General features: G+C 64.5%; 17 protein-coding genes. 6 read left to right on the forward strand and 11 right to left on the reverse strand.

Translation table 11 applies throughout. The annotated features are described in order from the left end of the window. Positions 1 to 10 precede the first annotated feature (10 nt). From recG to rpoZ, 4 genes are all read right to left on the reverse strand, one after another. Positions 11 to 2,131, reverse strand: a complete 2,121-nt coding sequence (recG, locus tag ACT01B_RS18560; RefSeq protein ID WP_445144681.1) for an ATP-dependent DNA helicase RecG — start codon at positions 2,129 to 2,131, stop codon at positions 11 to 13. 80 nt (positions 2,132 to 2,211) lie between these two features. Continuing rightward, a complete protein-coding gene (locus tag ACT01B_RS18565; protein WP_445144682.1) occupies positions 2,212 to 2,595 on the reverse strand; it encodes a RidA family protein in 384 nt (127 codons plus the stop codon). A gap of 82 nt (positions 2,596 to 2,677) precedes the next feature. After that, positions 2,678 to 4,843, reverse strand: a complete 2,166-nt coding sequence (locus ACT01B_RS18570; protein ID WP_445144683.1) for a RelA/SpoT family protein — start codon at positions 4,841 to 4,843, stop codon at positions 2,678 to 2,680. A 136-nt stretch (positions 4,844 to 4,979) separates the two neighbouring features. Further along, positions 4,980 to 5,270 carry a DNA-directed RNA polymerase subunit omega gene (gene rpoZ / locus ACT01B_RS18575; protein WP_445144684.1) on the reverse strand — a complete coding sequence of 97 codons (291 nt, stop codon included), beginning with the start codon at positions 5,268 to 5,270 and terminating at the stop codon, positions 4,980 to 4,982. 201 nt (positions 5,271 to 5,471) lie between these two features. Between rpoZ and ACT01B_RS18580 the strand changes: the two genes are divergently transcribed. After that, complete coding sequence (locus ACT01B_RS18580; protein ID WP_445144685.1) at positions 5,472 to 6,317, forward strand: MlaA family lipoprotein; 846 nt, start codon at positions 5,472 to 5,474, stop codon at positions 6,315 to 6,317. A gap of 79 nt (positions 6,318 to 6,396) precedes the next feature. On the opposite strand, the gene ACT01B_RS18585 is transcribed toward ACT01B_RS18580, so the two are convergent. The 7 genes from ACT01B_RS18585 to ACT01B_RS18615 all read right to left on the reverse strand — a co-directional run bounded on the left by ACT01B_RS18585 (position 6,397) and on the right by ACT01B_RS18615 (position 11,641). Continuing rightward, positions 6,397 to 6,681, reverse strand: a complete 285-nt coding sequence (locus ACT01B_RS18585) for an STAS domain-containing protein (RefSeq protein WP_445144686.1) — start codon at positions 6,679 to 6,681, stop codon at positions 6,397 to 6,399. A gap of 20 nt (positions 6,682 to 6,701) precedes the next feature. Beyond that, positions 6,702 to 7,382 (reverse strand): MlaC/ttg2D family ABC transporter substrate-binding protein, encoded by a 681-nt coding sequence (locus tag ACT01B_RS18590; protein WP_445144687.1) that lies wholly within the window; start codon positions 7,380 to 7,382, stop codon positions 6,702 to 6,704. 53 nt (positions 7,383 to 7,435) lie between these two features. Then, positions 7,436 to 8,302, reverse strand: a complete 867-nt coding sequence (gene mlaD, locus ACT01B_RS18595; RefSeq protein WP_445144688.1) for an outer membrane lipid asymmetry maintenance protein MlaD — start codon at positions 8,300 to 8,302, stop codon at positions 7,436 to 7,438. A gap of 64 nt (positions 8,303 to 8,366) precedes the next feature. Beyond that, positions 8,367 to 9,140 carry a lipid asymmetry maintenance ABC transporter permease subunit MlaE gene (gene mlaE, locus ACT01B_RS18600; protein ID WP_445144689.1) on the reverse strand — a complete coding sequence of 258 codons (774 nt, stop codon included), beginning with the start codon at positions 9,138 to 9,140 and terminating at the stop codon, positions 8,367 to 8,369. Further along, positions 9,137 to 9,973, reverse strand: a complete 837-nt coding sequence (locus tag ACT01B_RS18605) for an ABC transporter ATP-binding protein (RefSeq protein ID WP_445144690.1) — start codon at positions 9,971 to 9,973, stop codon at positions 9,137 to 9,139. The genes mlaE and ACT01B_RS18605 overlap by 4 nt, the downstream gene beginning before the upstream one ends. A gap of 163 nt (positions 9,974 to 10,136) precedes the next feature. Beyond that, a complete protein-coding gene (gene gmk, locus ACT01B_RS18610; RefSeq protein ID WP_445144691.1) occupies positions 10,137 to 10,784 on the reverse strand; it encodes a guanylate kinase in 648 nt (215 codons plus the stop codon). Continuing rightward, entirely contained in the window at positions 10,781 to 11,641 is an 861-nt protein-coding gene (locus ACT01B_RS18615) for a YicC/YloC family endoribonuclease (RefSeq protein WP_445144692.1), read from the reverse strand. The genes gmk and ACT01B_RS18615 overlap by 4 nt, the downstream gene beginning before the upstream one ends. 79 nt (positions 11,642 to 11,720) lie before the next feature. Here ACT01B_RS18615 and rph point away from each other — a divergent pair, with 79 nt between their 5' ends. The 5 genes from rph to ACT01B_RS18640 all read left to right on the forward strand — a co-directional run bounded on the left by rph (position 11,721) and on the right by ACT01B_RS18640 (position 16,976). Beyond that, positions 11,721 to 12,452, forward strand: a complete 732-nt coding sequence (gene rph / locus ACT01B_RS18620) for a ribonuclease PH (RefSeq protein ID WP_445144693.1) — start codon at positions 11,721 to 11,723, stop codon at positions 12,450 to 12,452. 19 nt (positions 12,453 to 12,471) lie between these two features. After that, positions 12,472 to 13,071 (forward strand): RdgB/HAM1 family non-canonical purine NTP pyrophosphatase, encoded by a 600-nt coding sequence (rdgB, locus tag ACT01B_RS18625; RefSeq protein WP_445144694.1) that lies wholly within the window; start codon positions 12,472 to 12,474, stop codon positions 13,069 to 13,071. Positions 13,072 to 13,075: 4 nt separating this feature from the next. Continuing rightward, positions 13,076 to 14,242: a radical SAM family heme chaperone HemW gene (gene hemW, locus ACT01B_RS18630; RefSeq protein ID WP_445144695.1), complete on the forward strand. Its 1,167-nt coding sequence runs from the start codon at positions 13,076 to 13,078 to the stop codon at positions 14,240 to 14,242. Between the two features lie 98 nt (positions 14,243 to 14,340). Next, positions 14,341 to 16,611, forward strand: coding sequence for a DUF1631 family protein (locus ACT01B_RS18635; RefSeq protein ID WP_445144696.1), 2,271 nt, complete (start codon positions 14,341 to 14,343; stop codon positions 16,609 to 16,611). After that, positions 16,608 to 16,976 (forward strand): PilZ domain-containing protein, encoded by a 369-nt coding sequence (locus tag ACT01B_RS18640; protein WP_445144697.1) that lies wholly within the window; start codon positions 16,608 to 16,610, stop codon positions 16,974 to 16,976. The genes ACT01B_RS18635 and ACT01B_RS18640 overlap by 4 nt, the downstream gene beginning before the upstream one ends. Positions 16,977 to 17,363 lie beyond the last annotated feature (387 nt).

Below are 17,363 nucleotides of genomic sequence, written 5' to 3' on the forward strand. Positions count from 1 at the left end.
AATACCTGCGTTAGGCGTGGACATAGCGCGCGGCAGCGCCGATCCAGCGCACGATCAACTGCTCGGCCTGTTGCGGGTAATGCGCTAGCAGATGCGCACCTACTTCCTGCACCGCCGGCAACAAATGCGCATCGCGTGCCAGATCGGCAATGCGGAAACTGAGCTGGCCGGTCTGGCGCGTGCCCAGCACTTCACCCGGGCCACGCAGCTCAAGATCCTTTTCCGCGATACGGAAGCCATCATTGGTCTCGCGCATCACCTGCAGGCGTTCGCGCGCCAGCTGCCCCAGCGGCGGCTGATAGAGCAGCACGCAGTTCGACGCCACCGAGCCGCGTCCTACCCGTCCGCGCAACTGGTGCAGCTGCGCCAGGCCAAGCCGCTCACTGTTCTCGATGACCATCAAACTCGCGTTGGGAACGTCCACCCCCACCTCGATGACCGTGGTCGCCACCAGCACGCTGAGCTCGCCGGCCTTGAAAGAGTCCATCACGAGCTGCTTTTCCTTGGGCTTCATGCGCCCGTGGATCAAGCCGATCCGGCAATCGGCCAGTGCCGCCGAGAGCTCGGCGTAGGCCACCTCGGCGGCTTGCGCGCGCAACTGCTCGGACTCCTCGATCAGGGTGCACACCCAGTACACCTGTCGCCCTTCAAGGCAGGCAACGTGGATGCGTTCGATCACTTCCGCGCGCCGCGCATTGGAGATCGCGATGGTCTGCACCGGTGTGCGGCTCGGCGGCAATTCGTCGATGGCCGACACATCGAGGTCGGCATACGCACTCATGGCGAGCGTACGCGGAATCGGCGTGGCGGTGAGCACGAGCTGATGCGGCACCAGCCCAGAACCCTGATCCGCCCCCTTGTCGCGCAAGGCAAGGCGCTGCTGCACGCCGAAGCGGTGCTGTTCGTCCACGATGACCAGGCCGAGCTGGGCGAACACCACACCTTCCTGCATCAACGCGTGCGTGCCAATGACGACGTGGGCACCCTCAGCGACGTGCTGCAGTGCTTGCTGCCGCGCCTTGCCCGCCACCTTGCCGGCAAGCCAGGCCACGTCGACACCGAGCGGCGTCAACCAATGGCGAAAGTGCTGAAGATGCTGTTCCGCCAGCAGCTCGGTCGGCGCCATCAAGGCCACCTGCTGGCCTGACTCCACCGCAGCGATGGCGGCCAGCGCCGCGACGATCGTCTTGCCGCTGCCGACGTCGCCCTGCACCAGTCGCAACATGGGTTTCGGTTGCGCGATATCGACAGCAATCTCGGCCGTCACGCGCTGCTGCGCACCAGTCAGGCCAAACGGCAGGCCGGCCAGCAGGCGTTCGCGCAGTTGCCCCGTGCCACGCAGGCTCGGAGCATGACGACGACGCACCGCGGCGCGCATGCGCTTGAGGCTGAGATGCTGGGTCAGCAGTTCCTCGAAGGCCAAGCGCTGCTGCGCCGGATGGCGCCCTGCCGTAAGCTGCCCCAAAGGCGCATCCGGCGGTGGCCGGTGCACGTAGAGCAGCGCATCCCGCAACGAGGTGAGGCCATGTTCCGCGCACAGTGCGGGTGGTATCAACTCGAGTTGCGCATCCGGCGGCAGCAGGGCCATCGCCTTGGCGATGACGCCAGCGAGACGCTTCTGTCCCAGTCCCTCGGTGGTCGGATAGATGGGGCTCAGCAGCTCGTCCACGCTAGCCGGCTCGTCGCCGCTGAGCCGCTGATACTGCGGATGCACCATCTCCAGCCCTAGCGAACCCTGGCGCACTTCGCCGTAGCAAAGCAGGCGCGTACCGGGCTGCATCTGTTCGGACTGGCTGCGCCGAAAATGGAAGAAGCGCAGCATCAGCGTCTGGCGCGAGTCATCGCCGATCGCCACCTTGAGTTGCGGGCGATAGCGAAAGCCCCGCTCGACCGCCTCGACGACGCCTTCGACCTGCGCGCGCTCACCCGGGCGCAGGTCGGCGATCGCAACCACCCGCGTCTTGTCCTCGTAGCGCAACGGCAAATGGAACCAGAGATCCTGTACACGCTCCAGACCAAGCCGCGCCAATGCTTCCGCCAGCGCAGGGCCCACACCAGGCAGCGCCGAAACCGGCGTGTCGCCAGGGGCCGGATGCGTCGATGTCGTGGCTAGCGTGCGAGGGGTCGGCATCGGCAAAGCCTAACCGAGCAAGGGCCGAGGGCGCAGCCGGCAATGTCCTTCTGGCTGTCGGCAGAGGGCACGCTTAGTGATCAGTCGAGCACCATCACGGCATCAACTTCCACTTCGGCACCCTTGGGCAAGCCGGAAACCTCGATGGTGGAACGGGCCGGGAATGGCGCCTGGAAATATTCCGCCATGACGGCGTTCACGGCGGCGAAATTGCCGAGATCCGTGACATAGATGCCCACGCGGACGATCTTGTCCAGCGAACCACCCGCCGCCGCCGCGACCGCCTTGAGGTTGTCGAAGACACGACGGGTATGGCTGGTGATATCACCGTCGACCAGCGCGCCCGTTGCCGGATCCAGCGGAATCTGTCCGGAGAAATAGACGGTGTTACCGGCACGCACGGCCTGCGAATAGGGGCCGATGGCGGCCGGGGCCTGGTCGGTGGAAACGATGCTGCGGGACATGGCAAACCCTCTGCGCGATAACGAAGGCACCGAGTGTAAGACCTGGGTATCTCGAACGTGCGTTGCCACGCCCCGCAAAAGCTCAGAGCGGATAACGGTAGGCGCCGCTGACCACACCGGTACGCCGCACGCGGCGAATCACTTCAGCCAAGTGCTTGCGGTTCTTCACTTCCAGCGCAAACAGCAAGGTGGCCGCCGACGCATCGCGTTCGACGTACTCCACGTTCTCGATGTTCGAGTTGGCGGCGGCGATCGCCGCCGCTACCGTGGCAAGCACGCCCGGGCGGTTGATGACCTCGATACGCAGCTCGGCACGGTAATCGCCCTGCACGTCGCGGTCCCACTCGATGGCCACGCAACGCTCCGGCAATTTGCGCAACTCCACCACGTTCGGGCATTCCACCCGATGCACCACGATGCCCTTGCCAGACGACAGGTAACCGATGATCTCGTCGCCCGGCAGCGGGTGGCAGCAATTGCCGAAGCTGAGCACGCCGCGCTCCGCACCGGTGATGTGGATCTTCTCCGCTGCATGGGGCGACTGCAGCACATCGGACGACTTCTTGCCGCGCGCGGCCACCAGCTGGCTGGCCACCAGATGCGGCATGCGGTTGCCCAGCGCGATATCCGAGAGCAACTCTTCAAGGCGCTTGAGTTTGGAGGTCTCAAGGAACCGGTCGAGCACGGCCGGCGGAATCGCATCCAGGCTTGAACCCAGCGCATCGAGCGCGCGATCGAGCATGCGATGACCGAAATCCACCGCATCCTCGTGCTGCAGATGCTTCAGGTACTGGCGGATCGCCGTACGCGCCTTGCCGGTGACAACCGATTCCAGCCACGCAGGATTGGGCACCGCCGACGGCGCGGTGATGATCTCCACCAACTGCCCCGACTCCAGGCGCGTGCGTAGCGGCAGCAGCTTCTTGTCGACGCGCGCCGCCACGGCGTGATCGCCCACGTCCGTATGCACGGCATAGGCGAAGTCCAGCGCGGTGGCATTGCGCGGCAAGGCCAGGATGTCGCCGCGCGGCGTGAACAGATAGACCTCGTCGGGGAACAAGTCGATCTTTACGTTTTCGATGAATTCCGACGACGAAGCCGTATTGGCCTGACTGTCAGCCAGCGAGGACAGCCACTCGCGCGCACGCGCTTGGGCGCTATTGGCCGGACCGGAATCGGTCTTATAGGCCCAATGCGCAGCCACGCCACGCTCGGCCACGGAATCCATTTCGGCGGTGCGGATCTGCACCTCGATCGGCGCGCCGAACGGCCCCAGCAATACCGTGTGCAACGACTGGTAGCCGTTGGCTTTCGGAATCGCGATGAAATCCTTGAAGCGGCGATCCACCGGCTTGTACAGGCCATGCACGGCGCCGAGCGCCATGTAGCAGCTCATGGCCGAGTCGACCACCACGCGGAAGCCGTACACATCCATCAGCTGCGCAAAGCTTTTGTGCTCGTGGTGCATCTTGGAATAGATGCTCCACGGCGACTTGATGCGCCCGACCACACGCGCCGCGAGATGCTCGGTGGCGAGTCGCGCCGACAGGGCGGTCTCGATCTTGCCCATCGCTTCGCGGCGGTTGCCCAGGGCGGCGCGGATACGTTCGCTGATGACGCGATAGCGATCGGGATACAGCGCGCGAAAACCCAGGTCCTGCAGTTCCGCCTTGGCCTTGTTCATGCCCAGGCGCTGCGCGATGGGCGCGTAGATCTCGAGCGTTTCGCGCGCAATGCGGCGGCGCGACTGGGGATCCTTGGCGCCCAAGGTGCGCATGTTGTGCAGTCGGTCGGAGAGCTTGATCAGGATCACGCGCAGGTCGCGCGCCATCGCCAGCAGCATCTTGCGGAAGCTTTCCGCATCCGCCTCCTGGCGACTGCTGAAACTCATCTTGTCCAGCTTGGTGACGCCGTCCACCAGTTCGGCCACGGTTTCACCGAACTCGCCGGCCAGTTCCGTGCGGCTGAGCGCGGTGTCTTCCAGCGTGTCGTGCAGGATCGCCGCAATGATGGTCTCGGCGTCCAGGCCAAGCTCGGCCAGGATGCCGGCCACCGCCACGGGATGGGTGATATAGGGTTCGCCGCTTTTGCGGGCCTGACCCTCATGCGCCTGGGCGCCCACTTCGTAGGCGCGGATCACGCGGGCCACCTGCGCTTCGGGCAGGTAAGCCACGCGTTCCTTCAAGGCCAGGACGTAAGGCGGCAACGTCGACGTATCCGTAAGCGTGGGATCCGTGACTGCCGGCATGGATGTTCGGTCCCCGCTCAGGCGACCGCCTCCGTGCGTTTGCTTGAAGCAGAAGCCGTGGCTGAGTTCACGCGCCAGCAACGGATGCCGGTCATCCCGGCCGGTTGCGCGCGCTGTCTACAGCCACCGCCTTCCATCAGTCATCCCCAGCCTTGGAGAGATCGTCGTCCACTTCGGCCGCGGCCCATTCAAGGGCTTCGCGCTCGGCGCGCTCGCGCTCGGCCTTGTCGATCTCGTCGATCGTAGCCTGGTCGATGCGGCGGTCGGCGATCTCGCGCAGGGCAAGCACGGTCGGCTTGTCATGATCCGGATTGACTGCCGGCTCGGCACCGTTGGCGAGCTGGCGGGCGCGCTTGGTCGCCATCAGCACCAGTTCGAAGCGGTTGTCGACTACCTGCAGGCAGTCTTCGACGGTAATGCGGGCCATCTGAAATCCTTAAAGAATAAAGCGACTTATCGTGCGTCAGTGTAGCCAGAGGGCGCTTTGCTGGCAATGCAGCAAGCTTTATGATGCGCGGTTCAGCCAGCCTGCAGTGCAGCTGCCCGAAACTCAATCGGTTCTGTACATAATAAAAAACTAGCAAGTACAATATTGCGCTTAACCCCAACCCCGGGACCGTTGCCACCCATGTCACCAGCCTTCCGCTCCCTCCTCACGCGCAGTCTGCCCCTGGTGGCCCTGGTTCTGCTGGCTGGCTGCGCAATCGCCAAGCCGCGTACCGACGATCCGCACGAGAAGTTCAATCGAAGTATGTTCGCCTTCAACAACTCGCTGGACAAAGCGGTGATACGCCCGGTAGCGGTGGGTTATCGCAAGGTGACCAATGACACCATCCGTCGCTCGGTCAGCGATTTCTTCACCAATATCCACATGCCGATCACGGTGGCCAACGACTTGCTGCAGGCTCGGCCCAAGGAAGCGGCGCAGAGCAGCGGTCGCTTCATCGTGAACATAGCCCTGGGCCTCGGCGGCTTCTTCGACCCGGCCAGCCAGCTGGGTATCCCGCTGGAGGAAACGGACTTCGGCATCACCCTGGCGCGCTGGGGCGTGCCCGAAGGCAGCTTCCTAATGCTGCCGTTCATCGGCCCCACCACCCTGCGCGATGTCTGGCGCATGCCGGTGGACGGCTACTTCTTCGATCCGCTGAGCTATTTCTCGCGCAACAACAGTTACGAGTACGGGCAGGAATACCTGCCGCAGGTGCTGTACCTGATCACCTTGCGTTCGAGCGCCATCGACGCGGAGAGCTTCCTCAATTCGGCCTACGACCCCTACGCCTTCATTCGCGACGCGTATCGCCAGCAACGCCTTTACCAGATCTACCGTGGCAATCCGCCGGACGATGTCATCGAGCAGATGCAGGGCCTGAAGGACAAGAACTTCGACCCCGACGAGCTGATGGAAGAGCAGCAGAAGTGGCAGGACAAGCAGCCACCCAAACAGCCGACGCAGAACCCGCCAAGCAATCACTGATCGCCGGTATATCGGCATCACAAAAAAAGGGGCCGCAAGGCCCCTTTTTTGTTGGCTTGCCCGGCGGACCGGGCAGACCTCAGACCATCAAGCCTTCCACTTCGCACACGCTGGCCAATAGGCGCATGCCTTCGGGGATGTTGCGCACGGTGAGCTTGTGCCCGTGCTCCGCCGCCTTGGCCAGTACGGCCAGCACGCAGGCGAGACCGGCGCTATCGGTACGCGTCACACCGGCCAGGTCCAGTGTATGACGGCCATCGCGAGCCACCGCTGCACTCATGGCATCCAATGCCACTGTGGCATTGGCGAACGTCAGCGGGCCGGACACGCGAACGCTATCCGGCGCGCCATCGTCAACCTTCAAGGAGGTGCCTGGAGAAACCATCACGGGGTGGCCTTGGTTTCCTTTTCCATCGTCTCCAGCGCCTTGTCACCCTGGGTCTCGAGATTGGTGATGAGCTGATCGATGCCCACCTTGCGGATCTCGGCGTCGACCTGGTTACGGTAGTTGGTGATGTAGGAAATGCCTTCGATGATCACGTCGTAGGCCTTCCAGTTGCCCTCGCGATCCTTGCGGAAGGCGTAGTCGACTGCCACGATCTTGCCATCGTCCAAAACGACCTGCGTACGCACGATGGTGCGCTTGTCGTTGACGTCACCACTGGACGGCAACACCTTGACGCGACCGCGCGTGTAGTCGAGCAGGCCCTCGGCATAGCGATGGGTGATCGAGTTGTAGAACGCCTTGGCGAAACGCGAGCGCTGATCCGGCGTCGCCTCGCGGGCATGCTGGCCGAGCACCAGGATCGAGGCATAGTCGATATCGAAGTGCGGCAGGAAGACACCGTCGATCACGCCGATCAACTTTTCGTGATTGTTCTTCAGCTCTTGCTGGTGGCCTTCGATAGCCTTGGAGAGCTGGTCAGTAATGATCTGTACCACCTGCGCCGGCGTCTGCTGGGCGGCGTCCGCTGCTGGGGCCGGGGCAGCATTCTGGGCGAAAGCGGGGGCGGCAAGCACGCTGCCAAAGGCGATAGCGGTGGCAAGAGCCAGACTGCGCAACATGGGGAGACTCCTGGGTGGGATCTTTAGTGAATATCGGGACTCGAGGCGCGGACTCAATGTTTGGCGCCAGCGTCGGCCTTGCCGCTGTCGGGGGTCTTTTTGTCGCTGGACGAACCACTGACCAGGAACTTGCCAATAAGATCCTCGATCTGCAGCGCTGATTGGGTAAGTATCATTTCGTCGCCGTTTTTCAGCATATCGGGTGAACCGCCAGGCTGAATCGCGACGAACTGGCTGCCGATCAGCCCGCTGGTGAACACGGCTGCGGCCGAATCGTCGGGAATCTGGTCGTACCGCTTGTCGATGGCCAGCGTCACTTCCGCATCGAGCTTGACCGGATCGGCCTTGACCGACTGCACGCTGCCGATGGCCACACCGGCCATCTTCACCGGAGCGCCCACGGAAAGCGCACCCACATTGGTGAAACGGGCCTTGACCAGGTAGCTGCCGGACAAATTGTCCGCAGACCCGCCGGCGCCGAAGAACTTGCCGAGCATCTCTTCCAGCTGCTGCGCCGGCCGCGTGAGCGCCAGCGTGCTGCCGTCGGCCACGGCTTTCTTCGAGCTGCCGTACTGGATGCCCACGTACTGGTCGCCCAGCAGGCCACTGGTGAAAATGGTGGCAACCGAGTCGTCGGGAATCTGGCTGTAGCGCTGGTCGATGGCCAGCTTCACATCGGCGGTCTCCTTGCCCGGATCGAGCACGATCGACTGCACCTGGCCGATGCGCACACCTGCCACCTTTACCGGCGCGCGCTCCTTGAGCTGGCCGATGTTGGCGAAGTGCGCCTCAACCGTATAGCTCGGCCCACGGCTGCTGTTGGCGACCGAGGTGGTCTGGGTAGCGAGATAGCCCAACGCGGCAAAGCCAAGCACGATGAACAGGCCGGTGCCGACGGCATAGGATGGTCTCTGGCTCACGGCACGATCCTCAATCGAATAGGAAGGGTTACGGTTTTCATGTGGGCGCTCACCATCGGGCCGGTCACATCAAAAACGCGGTCAGTACGAAATCGAGCGCCAGGATCGCGATCGAGGACGCCACCACGGTGCGGGTCGTGGCATAGGCCACGCCCTCGCTGGTCGGTGGCGTGGTGTAGCCCTGGAACACCGCGATCAGCGACACCACGATGCCGAATACCACGCTTTTCCACAGCACCCCGTTGATCACGTCTTTCACCAGGTCGACGGTCGCGGTCATGTTCGACCAGAACGTGCCGTTGTCGATGCCCAGCCAGTTCACCCCCACCAGGTGGCCGCCAAAAATGCCCAGCGCGCAGAACACGCAGCACAGCAGGGGCATGGCGATGACGCCGGCGAGGAAGCGGGGAACGATCACATAGGCGATCGGATCGACCGCCATCATTTCCATCGCGGCAATCTGGTCGGTGGCACGCATCAGGCCGATTTCGGCCGTGACCGAGGTGCCTGCGCGACCGGCAAACAGCAGCGCCGTCACCACCGGGCCCAGCTCGCGATAGATCGCGATCGCCACCACCGTGCCAGTGGCCGAGGTGCCGCCGAAAATCGACAGTACGTCATACAGCTGCAGCCCCAGCACCATGCCGACGAACAGGCCGCAGACCATGATGATGATCAGACTCATCGCGCCGACGAACCACAACTGGCGCACGGTCTCGCGCGTGTGACGCAGGCTGCGCGGCACCGCCGCCAGAATACGCAGCAGGAACAGGCCGCAATCGCCGATCTGCGACAGCGAACGCAGCACGATGTTGTCGCGACTCATCGGCACGCTCATGCGCCCCTCCCTGGAAAACCGAGCGACTGGGCCAGATCGCCGGCCGGATACTGGAACGGCACCGGGCCATCGGCCTCGCCACCGAAGAACTGCCGCGTCCACGGCGAGCCGTCATTGGCAATCGTCTTCGGATCGCCTTGCGCGACGACCTTGCCGTTGGCGATCAGGTAAATGTGATCGGCCACCTGCTTGATCGCCTCCAGCTCATGCGCCACCAGCACACTGGTGATGCCAAGGGTCTGGTTGAGCGTACGGATCAGCTTGAGCACCTGGTTCAGCGCGATGGGATCGAGCCCGACAAACGGCTCGTCGTAAAGGATGAGCATGGGGTCGAACACGATCGCGCGCGCCAGCGCCACGCGCCGCGCCATGCCGCCGGAGAGTTCGGTCGGCATCAGGCCGGCCGCGCCACGCAAGCCCACGGCCTGCAGCTTGGTCAGCACGATGTTGCGGATCAGCACTTCCGGCAGCTGCGTATGCTGGCGCAACGGAAACGCCACGTTCTCGAACACGTCGAAATCGGTGAGCAAGGCGGAATTCTGGAACAGGTAACCGATGCGCTCACGCAGCTCGAACAGCTTCTGGCGCGGCAGCTCGGACACGTTCTGTCCATCCACCCGCACCTCGCCCGCATCGCCACGCATCTGGCCGGTGATGTGCTTGAGCAAGGTGGTCTTGCCGGTACCGCTGGGGCCCATGATGGCGGTGATCTTGCCGCGTGGGATGTCCATATCCAGCGCATCGAAGACTTTCTTGCCATTGAGCACCGTGGTCAGGCCACGGACGCGCACCAGGGCGCTGTCTTCGGGCTTGGCACTAACGGGGTCAGTCATGGGCGAGGCTGCACAAGGAAAGCCGCCACGTTAGCTGAATACCGCATCGAAGGCCATGTACCGCCTCATCCCGCGCTCAGGATCGGCTAACAAAACAGTATCTTGCGTCTTCCCATCAACATCCTGGAAACGCGAAGAAGGGCAACCCGCGGGTGTCGTTCGATCAGGCGTCGGCGAGCAACTCGGCGATCAGGCCTTCATAGCGCTGCCATTGCAGCGAGGTGCGTAGACGTATGGCGTGCACGATGGCCTGCAGGTCCGCCAAGGCGTCCTCGAAACGATCATTGACGATGACATAGTCGAACTCGTGCGCGTGGGCGATCTCCTCGCGCGAGTTGTGCAGGCGGCGGGCAATGACGTCGGCACTGTCCGAACCCCGGCCGCGCAAACGGCGCTCCAGCTCCACCCGCGAGGGCGGCAGGATAAACACGCTGACGCAATCGGGCTTGCTCTGGCGGATCTGCCGCGCGCCCTGCCAATCGATCTCCAGCAGCACGTCACGGCCCTGTTCCAGCAGCTCGGCAACGGTCGTGCGCGAGGTGCCGTAAAGGTTGCCGTGCACTTCGGCGTGCTCGAGAAAGATGCCTTCGGCAACCTCACGCTCGAACGTTTCGCGCTCGACGAAGTAGTAATGCCGGCCGTACAACTCGCCCGGACGCGGCGGACGCGTGGTGTGCGAGATCGACAGCGAAATCGACGGCTCACGCTCAAGCAGCGCATTGACCAGGGTGGATTTGCCCGCACCCGATGGCGCGGCCACCACGAACAAGGTGCCTTCGGAGGCCGCCAGGGTGGGGGTGCTCGCGCTCATTCGATGTTCTGCACCTGCTCGCGCATCTGTTCGATCAACACCTTCAGCTCAACCGCGGCATTGGTGCTGCGCGAATCGACCGACTTGGAGCCGAGCGTGTTCGCTTCGCGGTTGAATTCCTGCATCAGGAAATCCAGGCGGCGACCGACCGGCTCCTGCATGCCGAGCACGCGGCGCGTTTCGGATAGATGGGTGCTGAGGCGATCGAGCTCCTCGTCCACGTCGGTGCGCGTGATCTGCAGCACCAGTTCCTGCTCGAGCCGGCCCGGGTCGGCCGGCTGTTTGATGTCGGCCAGGCGAGATTCCAGCCGTGCGCGCAGGCCTTCGCGGATCTGCGGCATCCAGGTGCGCACATCCGCCACGATGCGCTCGATCGCGTCGAGGCGATCTTTCAGCAGCTCGGCGAGCTTGGCGCCCTCGCGTTCGCGCGTGGCAGTGAGGGCCTCGAGGGCGCGATCGAGCACCCCGAGCAAGGCGCCCTGCAACATTTCCGGGTCCACCTCGGCCTGCTGCATGACACCGGGGAAGCGCAGCAATTCGGTGAACTCGATCTTCATGCGCGGAAAGCGGGCTTCCATATCCAGCGCCAGCTCGGACAACCGCGCCAACATACCCGCATTGACCTGCAGCGATTCACCGCGGGCATCGCCACGCAGGCGCACGGTGATATCCACCTTGCCGCGTGAAAGCCGTGCACCGATGCGCTCGCGCAAGGCCGACTCGAACACGCGCAATTCGTCGGGAAGGCGCGGGCTCAGCTCTAGATAACGGTGGTTGACCGTGCGCAGTTCGCAGCTGAGCGTGCCGGCGGTACCGGTCGCCTCGGCGGAGGCATAAGCCGTCATGCTGCGGATCATTGAGGGCCTGCGGATGTCTGGAAAGGGGCAATGGTAAACTCTCCCGCCCTGCCTTGCCCACCTTCAGGCCATTCGCCCCATGAGCTCTCAAAGCCGCCCTAGCGGTCGCGCCAGCGACCAGCTGCGCACCATCACCATCGAACGCCACTTCACGCGCCACGCCGAAGGCTCGGTATTGATCAGTTTTGGCGACACCCGCGTGCTTTGCACCGCCAGCGTCGAAGACCGCGTGCCACCGTGGCTGCGCGGCAAGGGTGAAGGCTGGGTCACAGCCGAATACGGCATGCTGCCCCGCGCCACCAACACGCGCATGCAGCGCGAGGCCGCACGCGGCGGCCAGGGTGGCCGCACCATGGAAATCCAGCGCCTGATCGGCCGCAGCCTGCGCGCCTGCGTCGATCGCCAGGCCCTGGGCGAACGCGTCATCACCCTCGACTGCGACGTGATCCAGGCCGATGGCGGCACTCGCACCGCCGCCATTACCGGTGCCTACGTGGCCCTGGTCGATGCGGTCAGCCTGCTGATGAAGCGCGAGAACCTTCGACGCAACCCGGTGCTTGGTGCCGTGGCGGCGGTGTCGGTAGGCATCTACCAGGGTGTGCCGGTGCTGGATCTCGACTATGCCGAGGACTCCAACTGCGACACCGACATGAACGTGGTGATGAACGACGGCGGCGGTTTTATCGAGGTGCAGGGTACGGCCGAAGGCCACGCGTTCCGCCGCGATGAGATGGACGCCTTGCTCGGCCTCGCCGAAAAAGGCATAGCCGAGCTCGTCGCTGCCCAGCGTGCCGCGCTGGAACTGGCTTGAGCCACCAGGGAAACCACACATGTCTCGCATCGTTATAGCCAGCAGCAACCCCGGCAAACTGGCCGAGTTCAACGACCTGCTCGCCGACAGCGAGCGCAGCTTCGTGGCGCAGTCGGCGTACGATGTCGAGGACGCGGAAGAAACCGGTCTCAGCTTTGTGGAGAATGCGTTGTTGAAGGCGCGCCATGCGTCGCGCATCAGTGGTCTGCCAGCGCTGGCCGACGATTCGGGACTTTGCGTCGACCATTTGCGCGGTGCGCCCGGGCTGTATTCGGCGCGCTATGCCGGCAGCCACGGCGACAATGCAGCCAACAACGCCAAGCTGCTGCACGAGCTCGACGGCTTGCCGGTCGAACAACGTGGCGCCTTCTTCATCTGCGTGCTGGTGCTGTTGCAGCACGCCGACGATCCGGCACCACTGATCGCCGAAGGACGCTGGTATGGCCAGGTCTTGACCGAGCAGCGCGGCACCCATGGTTTCGGCTATGACCCGCTGTTCTTGCCCGAAGGGCAGCAGATCAGCGCCGCCGAGCTGGCGCCAGCGCTGAAAAACCGTCTCAGTCACCGCGCCCAGGCACTGGCCCAACTGCGCGCGCGTCTGAACGCCCAGCACCTGTGATGTCATGCCCATGATCGCGCCACCGCTATCGCTCTACGTACACATGCCGTGGTGCGTGAAGAAGTGCCCCTATTGCGACTTCAACTCACATGGCTTGCGTAACGAACCACCGCCCTACGCCACCTACGTGGATGTCCTGCTGGCAGATCTCGATGCCGATCTGCGGGATTTTGGCGAGGCTGCCTTCGGCCGCCCGGTGCAAAGCATCTTCTTCGGCGGCGGTACGCCCAGCCTGTTCGCGCCGGAGCTGATCGACCGCTTCCTCGATGGCGTGCGTTCGCGCCTGCCGCTGGCGGCCGAGGCCGAAATCACCCTGGAAACCAACCCGGGCACGGTCGAACACGGCCGTTTCGATGGCTATCTGGCTGCCGGTGTGAATCGCCTTTCGTTCGGCATCCAGAGCTTCGACGATGACAAATTGCGCCGCCTGGGCCGCATCCACTCCGCCAGCGAGGCGGAAGCCGCGGTGAAGTCCGCCCAGGACGCCGGCTACGCCAATATCAACCTGGACCTGATGTATGCGCTGCCGCAGCAAGCGCAGCAAGGTGCGCTGGACGACGTCGCGCGGGCCATTGCGCTGCAGCCCACGCATATCTCGCACTACCAGCTGACCCTGGAACCGAACACCGCGTTCGCCGCGAACCCGCCGCCGCTACCGGACGACGACCATGCCTGGGCCATGCAGGAAGCCTGCGAACAGCATTTGGCCGAGGCTGGCTATAGCCAATACGAGATATCCGCCTATGCGCAGCCCGGCCGCCGCTGCGTGCACAACCTCAACTACTGGCGTTTCGGCGACTATCTGGGCATCGGCGCCGGCGCCCACGGCAAGCTCAGCGATGCCGATGCGGGTGCCGTACGCCGGCGCTGGAAGACCCGCCACCCCAAGGCCTATCTGGCGGCGCCGGGCGGCCAGGAACGCATCGGCGGTGATGCCCCGGTGGCCGGCGCAGAGCTGCCGTTCGAGTACATGCTCAATGCCCTGCGCCTGATCGACGGCGTACCCCTGGCCGACTTTGCCGAGCGCACCGGCCTACCGGCCGAGCGGATCGCCGCGGCCCTGGCCGCGGCCCGCCAGCGTGGCTGGCTCACCGACGACCCCGACCTCCTGCGCACGACCGCTTTGGGCCAGCGATTTCTCAATGATGTGATCGGCGCCTTCCTCGACTGAGCACCTGTCTCTAAGAGATCGCCCGTCCAGCCGATAGCGGCAGCGCTGCATCCAGCATAGACTGCCGGCTCCGGGGGGAGTCTGAAACAGGGTTAATCATGGATGTCGAACAGCAGGGTCGACGTCAGCCGTTTGCAGCCGATCAGGACGCTCGTCCTGACAATGCGGGCTGGCCGCCGCGTGCGCGACGCCTGATCGAGGAAACACACGCGCTGTGCGCGAGCTGGCTGGAGTCGCCGCTACGGCTGTGCCTTGGCGATATCGAACAGCGCCTGTATGGGCTGGCCGAACGCTCGCGCAACCATCTCGAGCAGCAGCAACACCTGTTCAGTCGCCAGCAATTGCAACAGCAGCGCGTCGCGCTGGAGCGGCGCTTCATGCACGGCGTGCGCACCAGCTTCAGCAAGCTAGGCGCGCACGCGGTGACGGAAGAAGACTCCGATGCGCTGCGTCGCCCGTTGGCCCTGCTCGACCAGACCGAGCACGAACAGACGGTGGCCCTCAACAAAATGGTCGCTCGAGGCGAAGCGCGCAACGGCACCCTGCTGTTCGAGCTGGGCTATCGCTTTGCGGTCCTGGTTGGCCAGCCCCCCTTGGAGGGCGACGTCCTGCCGCTGGGTCCGCAAGCACTGTCATGTGCGTTCCGCGACGCCAACACCTGCATGGATCTGCCCGTCGAACACCGCCTGTTGATGCTGCAGAGCTTTGACAACGCCGTCGTGCAGTCGCTGCCGTCCATCTACGAGACGGTTAACGAGCACTTGCGCAGCGATGGCATCCTGCCGCAGTTGCGTGCGTTCCCCACCGCGCCGCGGGTCCAGCTGGATCGGCAGCGCGCACCGTTCGCAGAGCAGGCATCCGGCACCCCCGCACGGAATCAAGCCGCACCGTCGACGGTCCCGCCGACCGCAACGGCAGGGCGCACGGACAGCATTGCAGTGCTCGACAACCTCCGCGAGATGCTGGCGCAGCATCGCGCCGGCCAGGGTGCACTGAATTATCAGGCCGGCGCGCGCGCCGCCTCGCCGGAAGAGCTGCAACTCGCCCTCGATGCCTTGCAGTTGCATGTCTCCGATGTGACCGACCACGCCACCCGCGAGCTGCATAGCGCCAAGGCGCTGCGCGAGGAGCTGCTCACCCAGCTCAATGCCGGCAGGCCGGCAGGCGCCAGCCAGATGCACCTGAGTGACGAACAGGGCGATACGGTGGAGCTGGTGTCGATGCTGTTCGAGCAGCTCGGCCAGCAGATGCAAAGCGGCGGCAACGCACACTCGCTGTTGGGTGATCTGCAGCTGCCGCTGCTGCGCATGGCCGTAGCCGACCAGGGCTTCTTCAACCAGCGCGAACACCCCGCACGCAAGTTGCTGAGCATGGTCGCCGAAGCGGCCAACGATTGGCTGGACGGCCCGGAAGCCGATGCCGACCGCTCGCTCGCCGCCAAGCTCACCCAGCTGGTCGATCGCACCCGCCGCGAGCCACCCAGCACCGGCCTGTACACCAGCCTCATAGCCGACATCGAGCACCATCTGAGCCTGCTCAACCGCAAGGCGCAGATCGCCGAGCGTCGCCAGGTGGAAGCCATGCAGGGTCGTGAGCGCCTGGAGCAGGCACGCCATCGCGCCGCCGAATTGATGTCCGAGCGGTTCGAGCGCTGCAATCCACGCGGCCTGTTGCGCACCTTGTTGGAACGGGCCTGGTCCGATGTGCTGGCCCTGACCCTGCTGCGTCATGGCGAAGACAGCGAAGCGTTTGCCACGCGCCTGCGCATCACCGATCAATTGCTGGGACAACAGGCCGTCACCGACCGACCCCTGCTGCAGGCGGAAGTGGAATCCGGACTGCAACAGATCGGCATGCATGCCGAGGAAGCTGTCCAGGTAGCACAGCGGCTGCTGGGCATCCCGCAGAACACGCCAGTCACCAGCGAAACCACCACCACGACCGAGCTCGCGCTCAAGCTGAAACAGCGCCAGCGACTGGGCGAGCACGCGACCACCGAAGCGCCCGCACCCGAGCCCGCGGCGCGTCCTGTCGCCCCGCTGGAGCCGCAGACACAGCGCATCCACAACCGCCTGCGCCAGCTCCCTTTCGGCAGCTGGTTCGAGTTCATCGACCCCTCCAACGGACAAGTCACCCAACGCAAACTGGCCTGGTACTCGCCGGTATCCGGCAACAGCCTGTTCGTGACCCGTCGCGGCATCCGCGGTGAGGAAATGAGCCTGGAGCACCTCGCCCATGAAATGGCCTGCGGTCGCGCGCGCGAAATGGCGCCCGTGCGCGAGAACCTGCTGGATCGCGCCTGGCAGGCGCTGACCAGCCACTTGCGACAGGTGACCAAACCGGCCGGACCGCAGCGTGAGGGAGCATGAGCGACGTGAGCGAGAACATCACTTCCATCGACCAGCGCCGGGCGCTGCGCAAGCGCGCCAATTTCACCGCCCTGGTCACCGACGTTATCAGTGGCCAATCGATCGGACATCTGGGCAACCTGTCGGCGAACGGCATGCTGTTGATCAGCGCGCATCCGCCACGCAGCGAGGCGATCTATCAGGTCAGCCTTACCCTGCCCGGCCTCGGCAGTTCGCCGCAGACCATCGAAGTGGGCATCCAGGAGCAGTGGCAGGAAGAGGCTGCCAGCCCGGGCCAGGTTTGGGCGGGCTATCGCATCGTGGCCATCGGGGACTCTGACGCGGCTTTGTTGGGTGCCTGGTTGGAGTTGCCGGGGCAGAGTTGAAGTTTCGCATCCCGCCCATCATCCCAATGGTCCTTCATGGCTGGGCACGTCCCCGGGCTGCCACATGTCAAATGTAGGGGCGCACCCTGTGCGCGATCACGTCGTTGCCGCTCCGTTGGCTTTTCACTCGGGCCATCCTTGGCCCTCGCCCTGCGGGCAGCAAAGCGGCAGTCCTGCCGCTTTGTCGCGCACAGGGTGCGCTCCTGCCTAAAAGACCGCACGCCGTTGGATCTTGCTTAGGCTCTAGCCACGAGAAAGACGAAACCGCCAGCGACTGGCACGCCAGCCCCCACCGCGCCATCATGTAGCGCATCCCCGCGACACCGGCGCGTGCCGCACCACCACCCTGCTCGGTCGCTTGCGCCGCAGGCAAAACCAGGAGTTCCC

The sequence above is a fragment of the Dyella sp. Tek66A03 genome, assembly GCF_052567735.1.